Annotated in this window: 3 protein-coding genes; 1 reads left to right on the top strand and 2 read right to left on the bottom strand. The window is 60.8% G+C overall.

All coding sequences use genetic code 11. From position 1 onward, the window contains the following. Positions 1–438 precede the first annotated feature (438 nt). A complete protein-coding gene (locus G4D87_RS34810) occupies positions 439–792 on the top strand; it encodes a hypothetical protein (RefSeq protein ID WP_240358849.1) in 354 nt (117 codons plus the stop codon). Between the two features lie 189 nt (positions 793–981). On the opposite strand, the gene tnpC is transcribed toward G4D87_RS34810, so the two are convergent. Both tnpC and G4D87_RS34800 read right to left on the bottom strand, forming a co-directional pair. Next, positions 982–2,031 carry an IS66 family transposase gene (gene tnpC, locus G4D87_RS34805; protein WP_443192657.1) on the bottom strand — a complete coding sequence of 350 codons (1,050 nt, stop codon included), beginning with the start codon at positions 2,029–2,031 and terminating at the stop codon, positions 982–984. Positions 2,032–2,167: 136 nt separating this feature from the next. Continuing rightward, positions 2,168–3,721 (bottom strand): sigma-54-dependent Fis family transcriptional regulator, encoded by a 1,554-nt coding sequence (locus G4D87_RS34800; RefSeq protein WP_240358848.1) that lies wholly within the window; start codon positions 3,719–3,721, stop codon positions 2,168–2,170. Between the last annotated feature and the right edge of the window lie 155 nt (positions 3,722–3,876).

Raw genomic sequence — 3,876 nt, 5'->3', positions numbered from 1 at the left:
CGCGGGCCCAAGCCACGGAAGAAGAAGGGCTACGCATCAGGAAGCGAGGTGCGCCGACAGGTCGCGACGTCACGCGTCCTCGCTGCCGGCACCGTCGATTACGTCAAGCAAGATGTTTAAAGGGGTGCTTCTGAGAGCCTACGAGCGCCTCCCGGCGATTGGAGGGCGCTCAGCGCCTTGACCCCTCTGCTCGGGGCGTTCCCTCTCGGATGTCTGCGACGATAGGGTGTCCATCCGGGAGGTCACTTACGTGGGGGAGCGCCGGCCCGGCGAGGTCTTCGCGAGAGAAGAGCAACGGTGGAAGCTGGTCGGGTACATTCTTCCCGAAGACAAGCCCTTCGGAATCGTGACCAAGGTTGAACCATGAACCGCTTGGCATGGCTGGCATGTTGCGTTGCTCTCTCGGGGTGCTCGCTGCTCCAGCGTCCCTTCCGTCCAGTGCGGGCTCCACCTGAGGAGGCCGCGAAGGTCACCTTTCCATTCGCGCTGTCCGAAGAGGAGAAGCAGGGGCTGATGCGAGTCCCGGGCCCCGTCGCCGCAGCGATTGAGCTCGCCATGGATGACTTCCGGCCCCGCGACATCAAGCCCCACCGAGGCGCCACGGCAGACGAAGTCTGCATGTATCAGCGAGAGTCGTTCGACGTGACGACCATTCCCGGGCCAGAGGGCATTCTGTTCGTCCGCTTCACGCTCAGCCCGGGCGCCTGCGTACAGGAAGGCGCCATCAACGACGCGGGCGCCACCTACGCGATGGACACCCGGGGATGGCGCATCCTGGCGATTCAGCGCTGAGGGCGCGCCTGGCCTATCGCTTGATGTACGTCAACGCCGGACAGGTGCAGCGCCGTCGAGTACACGTGGCCCGCATCCGTGATCGCGCTGTTCGGGCTCTTCGTCCGTAACCGTCCGGTGGACGTCGTGCCGCAGGGCTTGATGACGGACGAGGACCGTGTTCGGCGAGCGTCGCGACGAGCGAGCTGTTCAGTGACTGAGCTGGAGGGGCGAATCGGGCGGGTCGGCGGCGCGTCGCCGCTTCCATTCGTGGGGTAGCAGCTCACCGATGCGCGAGTTGGGGGGTGTCTGCACGCGCAGCAGGACGTCCGCGAGGTATTCCTCGTGGTTGACGCCGTTGGCCTCGCAGGGAGCCACCAGTGCGTAGAGGCCCGCGAGGTTCTCTCCCGCGGCCTCGTGGCCGACGAAGAGAAAGTTCTTACGGCCCAGGGCCGCCTTTCTCAGAGCTGCCTCCGAGCGGTTGCTGTCGAGAGGCAGGCGCTCATTCTCCACGAAGCGCGTGAGGGCCTCCCACTGCTTGAGGGCGTAGGAGATGGCCTGGCCCAGTGGACTCTTGGGCGGGTGACGCGGTGCCTGGGCTTCAAGCCAGACGCGCAGCCTGGCGAGGACGGGGGCGCTGTGCACCTGGCGCAGCTCGCGGTGGGCCGCGGTGCGCACCACGTCCGTCTCTTGTGCCTGGGCCTCCACCCGGTAGAGTTCGAAGATGAAGTCCATTGCCTGTCGCGCTTCGGGCGCGGTGGCCAGCGCGTCGAAGAAGCGGCGACGCACATGGGCCCAGCAGCCGACGCGCACCCGGCCCTGCGGCAGCGTCACCGCGTTGTAGCCGGTGTACGCGTCCACCACGAGGGCGCCCGCGGTGCCACCCAGGACTTCCTTCGGCGTCTTGCTGGCGCGGCCCATGCTGAAGCGGTAGCCGATGAGCCACTCGCCCGCGTCATTCCGGGTGAGGAAAGTCCAGAGGTAGCCCAGCTTTGTCTTCTTCACGTCCAGCACGCGCAGCGGCGTCTCGTCCGCCCACACCACGTCCGCTGAGGCAATGCATTGCAGGAGGTGCTGGGAGAGGGGCAGTAGCACAGAGGCGGCCTGGTGGAAGAGGTCCGTCAGGGTGCTGCGACTCATGGGCACGCTCGCGGCCTCGACCTGGGCCACCGTGTCTGCGCCGTCCCCTCGCAGTTCGGCGGTCACCGTCGGCAGTTTCTCCGTCCTGCGGCCGAAGACGTGTCGCTCCAGCGTCGCCATCTTCGCCTCCAGCGACGTCAGGCGCTCCTTGAGTTCCTCCGCCTCCTCGCGCCAGGGGCAGAAGTCGCCGCCCGGGGCGCGATGCTCGACACCTTCACCTCCGCATGGGAAGACTGTCGCGCGGAACCTTTTCCGGTTATTTCAAGCCAAATGATCTCATTTTTGTCTTGAGCGTATTGAGGGCAATGCCGAGTTCCGATGCAGCCTTTGTCTTGTTTCCTTGGTGCTTCTCCAGTGTGGCTCTTAATTCGGTTGCAGTTAAGTCGATAGGACGCTTGCGGGAGGGAGGGTCAGCACTGTTTGAAGGGGAATTCTCGGTATTGTTTGAAACTGCATTAGTTGACGTCAAGCCAAAGTCGCTGCGTCGCTGCACCAGGTAACGTTCCGTGGCTTCCATCGAGATCACCAACCGCTGTGAACCAAATCCCTCAATAGAACGTATGGCGGCTTCTCTCGCGACCACTGCTTTTACAGTGGATTCCAATTCGCGAATTTGCCCTGGCCAGTCCAGTTTTTGGAGGTGCGCCATGGCATTGCTGGTGAACTCGGCATCGTAGCGTTGCTCGGCCTTGAGTCGATGAAGGAAGGACTCGACAAGGTTTGGGATATCCGCTCGCCGCTCTTCAAGCGATGGCAATACGATGACATCGCCAGTAGCAAGCCGCTGAGTAAGATCAGGGCGGAGCCCGGTTTGATGGAGTGGCGTCTTGGAAGCTGAAATAAGCCTGAATCGGGGCGGAGGCTCTCGAAAATCCGCTGGAGCACCAAGTGGTGCTAGATTGCCAGATCCTTCCAATACATCAATGAGGAAATCTTGTGCGATACGAGGTAGGAACTCAACTTCATCAAGAAAGAGAGTGCCTCCCGCAGCGCTATAGAGCTTTCCAATGCGAGCGATTGCGGCGCCAGTAAAAGCGCCCTTTACGTGCCCCAACAGTTCGCTGGTTAGCGTAGTTGGGTCTTGGGGAAGCCGACCACAATTGAGAATGACGAAGTTGCCGTCAAACCTGCCTCGGGTATGGATTTCTCGCGCGAGATAGGTTTTTCCTGTGCCGGACTTCCCGAGGATGAATATCGGGAGTTGGTGTCGGGTACAAATATTGATGGCATGCTCAAGCTGAGTGGCAGCTTGAGACCCGGTGTACTTCGGCCGAGGGCCAGCGACCAATCCATGTGGAACCTCAGGAAGAAGCACGATACGGCTCTTGCCATTGCCCAATAGAATGACTTGGCCCGCTTCAAGTACCCAGTCCTGAGAAGCCGCAATTGCTTGAAACGCTGCTCGCTCATCTCCATCAACCTGCACGCCTACTCGGCCAAGGTAAGTTCGATTGCGTGAGTTCAGATCGCGATACACCCACCGGTGATCCTCTCGAAAAGACATTCGACCGTGCTGACGGGAGACGGCGTCGTGGGGGAAGACCACAGTAGATTCAGGCGCGCGTCCGAATACGTATGACCGATCCGGGTACAAAGGAACGACCAAATCCTCAGAGCCTTCTCGCTGAACACGGATAGCCTTCGGCTCTTGGTAGGGGAGTTCATCGGAAACCACCGCCATCTTTCCATCTGGCGTTGGATTTTTATTTAATTCAGATTTTAAAGATTTCTTGGAAAGGCGAATTGGGGTGGTCTTGTCCTGCTCCTCGCGAGGCGGAGGTGGGGCAACAAACGCAGGGACCGGAATCATACTGGTCTTCTCTAGCGAGGGGCCATTCGGGTTCTCCTCCTGCTTTGCCCCAAGAGCCTCCCTGCTTTTGTCATTTTCGTTAGCCATAAGGCATTATAGCACCCTGCCTATCAACTCTGACGTCAACTCTGACAGGTAGCGAGGGGCGTCAGAGC

This window comes from Myxococcus vastator, from assembly GCF_010894475.1.
Taxonomy (GTDB): Bacteria; Myxococcota; Myxococcia; order Myxococcales; family Myxococcaceae; genus Myxococcus; species Myxococcus vastator.
Note: the sequence above shows the minus strand (reverse complement) of the source record. Positions and strands in the feature narration are given on the sequence as shown.

Coding starts and splice junctions, on each gene's coding strand:
- G4D87_RS34800 (WP_240358848.1), bottom strand. CDS start 3,721: ATGATTCCGGTCCCTGCGTTTGTTGCCCCACCTCCGCCTCGCGAGGAG.
- tnpC (WP_443192657.1), bottom strand. CDS start 2,031: ATGGCGACGCTGGAGCGACACGTCTTCGGCCGCAGGACGGAGAAACTG.